This is a genomic window from Acinetobacter sp. YH12218, from assembly GCF_013417925.1.
Taxonomy (GTDB): domain Bacteria; phylum Pseudomonadota; class Gammaproteobacteria; order Pseudomonadales; family Moraxellaceae; genus Acinetobacter; species Acinetobacter amyesii.
Window position 1 is genome coordinate 1 of the sequence record NZ_VPDB01000143.1, and the last position, 2,451, is coordinate 2,451.

Below are 2,451 nucleotides of genomic sequence, written 5' to 3' on the forward strand. Positions count from 1 at the left end.
AAACTTCAGGTTATGCACCGAAAGTTTCTGACGAAGTACTGAACACTATCAAAGGTCTAGGTCTTAAAACTGACTTTGATGTGTTTGTATCTTTAAGCTGCCATAACTGTCCTGACGTGGTTCAAGCCTTGAACCTGATTGCGATCTATAACCCAGGCACAACTGCAACCATGATTGATGGTGCATTCTTCCAAGACGAAGTGGAAGAACGCAAAATCATGGCTGTACCAATGGTATTCCAAGACGGTAATCACATCGGTCAAGGCCGTATGACTTTGGAAGAAATCATTGCCAAATTAGACACTGACTCTGCAGCGAAAGATGCTGAGAAAATGAATGCCAAAGACGCCTTTGATGTTCTTGTGATTGGTGGTGGCCCTGCGGGTAATACTTCTGCAATCTATGCAGCACGTAAAGGCATTAAAACCGGTATCGTGGCTGAACGCATGGGCGGTCAGGTCATGGATACCATGGACATTGAAAACTTCACGTCGATTCAAAAGACTCAAGGTCCTAAGTTTGCTGCTGAAATGGAAGCACATGTACGTGAGTACGGTGTGGACATCATGAACTTGCAACGTGTATCTGACATCAAAGGTGCAGATCAAACAGCCAATGGTTTGGTTGAAGTAACTTTAGAGAATGGTGCAAAACTTGAATCTAAAACAGTGATTCTTTCAACAGGTGCACGTTGGAGAGAGATGAATGTTCCAGGTGAGCAAGAATACCGTACTCGTGGTGTTGCATACTGCCCACACTGTGACGGTCCATTGTTTAAAGGTAAACGTGTTGCGGTGATTGGTGGTGGTAACTCAGGTGTCGAAGCGGCGATTGACCTTGCAGGTATTGTGGAACATGTAACACTTGTTGAGTTTGATACTAAACTTCGTGCTGACCAAGTCCTTCAAGACAAGTTAAACAGCTTACCGAATACGACTGTGATCATGAATGCATTGTCTACAGAAGTGGTCGGTGATGGTTCACAAGTGACTGCATTGAACTACAAAGACCGTGCAACTGATGAAATCAAAACGATTGAATTGGCTGGTATCTTTGTACAAATCGGTTTGTTACCAAACACTGATTTCTTAAAAGAAACAGCAGTTGAACTTTCAAACCGTGGTGAGATCGTAATTAACGAGCGTAACGAAACCAATGTAAAAGGTGTATTTGCTGCTGGTGACTGTACAACAGTACCGTACAAACAAATCATCATTGCGACAGGTGAAGGCGCGAAAGCATCATTATCTGCTTTTGATTACATCATCCGCTCTGGTCAATAATTCAGTTTAAACAGAACAGCAAAAGCCAGTTTTCGAACTGGCTTTTTTTATGACTGAAAATTCATGTCTTGTTTCATTTATAAATTAGTAATAAAACAAATATTTAACTCTCTGACGCTTTTCACTTACACAATAATGAGCAAAACAAACCGTTTAAAACTTGTACAGCAGCTTATTTGCACATTAAGATAAAACAATCATCACGGATTGATGGTTGACAATAACAACAAGAATGTTGGTCAAATTCGACTAAATGGAGAAAAGCAATGCACTATCAATATCACTGTGCTTGTTGCAATAAAGTATTGGCTTCAAGCGATAAAGAATGTTCCGAATGTGGCTCGCATAATATCCGTAGCCCATATGGCTTTTGGATATTTTGCATACTCAGTTGTTTGGCTGTTGCCATTCTATTTAAGAGTGTCCAAGTGTATTTGCAACAGCACGATACTGAAGCTACAACCCAACTCAACATCTTTGAAGTACTCAAGCAGGATGGTAAAAATTAAGCTTTTTTACAACAGCCAAATATAGCCCCATGAACAGGCTGGCAATACCTAAATATTAGACAATCCGTATTTAAGCGCTATTATCCAGTTGCTTTAAAGTCATTCAAAGCGAGAAATTAAAATGATGAAAGCCTGAATGATTTCAGGCTTTTTTATGCGCTTGCATCGCCCTGCTTACTTATCTTCACGAGGAAAATTCTTTAAACTATGGCGATAGCAATGAGGTTCTAGATGATGGTGCAGTTAATCAAAAAAGGCGGTTTACGTGAACGCGCCAATCGTAGCCGATCATACAAAGGCTCTGAAAATACCGAAACTACCCTCAAGCCAAACCGTTATCGTGATCATGCTGAAACCACCGATATTGCACAAGATCCATCAAATACAGCACCATCTAAAGACCAAGATCAAACCAATCCAGAGCAATAGAACTTGGACATAAAAAAAGCCAAGTTTTAATACTTGGCTTTCGCTTTGCTGACAGCAATATGTTTGCAGCTATTGAAGATTGAACATTCTAATTGCGTCGAACAGAGGTGGATCAGGAAATTTGAACAACACTTATAAGTGATATTTTGCTCCCCAAATGATGTTATAAACATCAATATATGGAGTATTTTATGGCACGTAGACCAAGAAGAAATCATTCAAATGATTTT

The 2,451-nt window shown here is 40.0% G+C and carries 3 protein-coding genes; all 3 read left to right on the plus strand.

Translation table 11 applies throughout. From position 1 onward, the window contains the following. On the plus strand, nt 1-1,283 hold a 1,283-nt coding region (gene ahpF, locus FTV03_RS17460; protein WP_180042386.1), incomplete at its 5' end, for an alkyl hydroperoxide reductase subunit F. Nucleotides 1,284-1,549: 266 nt separating this feature from the next. Then, nucleotides 1,550-1,792 (plus strand): hypothetical protein, encoded by a 243-nt coding sequence (locus FTV03_RS17465; protein WP_078192893.1) that lies wholly within the window; start codon nt 1,550-1,552, stop codon nt 1,790-1,792. 234 nt (nt 1,793-2,026) lie between these two features. After that, nucleotides 2,027-2,221, plus strand: a complete 195-nt coding sequence (locus FTV03_RS17470; protein ID WP_168379657.1) for a hypothetical protein — start codon at nt 2,027-2,029, stop codon at nt 2,219-2,221. The last annotated feature ends 230 nt before the right edge of the window (nt 2,222-2,451 follow it).

What these genes read in the sequence shown, in the direction of transcription:
- FTV03_RS17470 (WP_168379657.1), top strand. Translation starts at nt 2,027, where the DNA reads ATGGTGCAGTTAATCAAAAAAGGCGGTTTACGTGAACGCGCCAATCGT.
- FTV03_RS17465 (WP_078192893.1), top strand. Translation starts at nt 1,550, where the DNA reads ATGCACTATCAATATCACTGTGCTTGTTGCAATAAAGTATTGGCTTCA.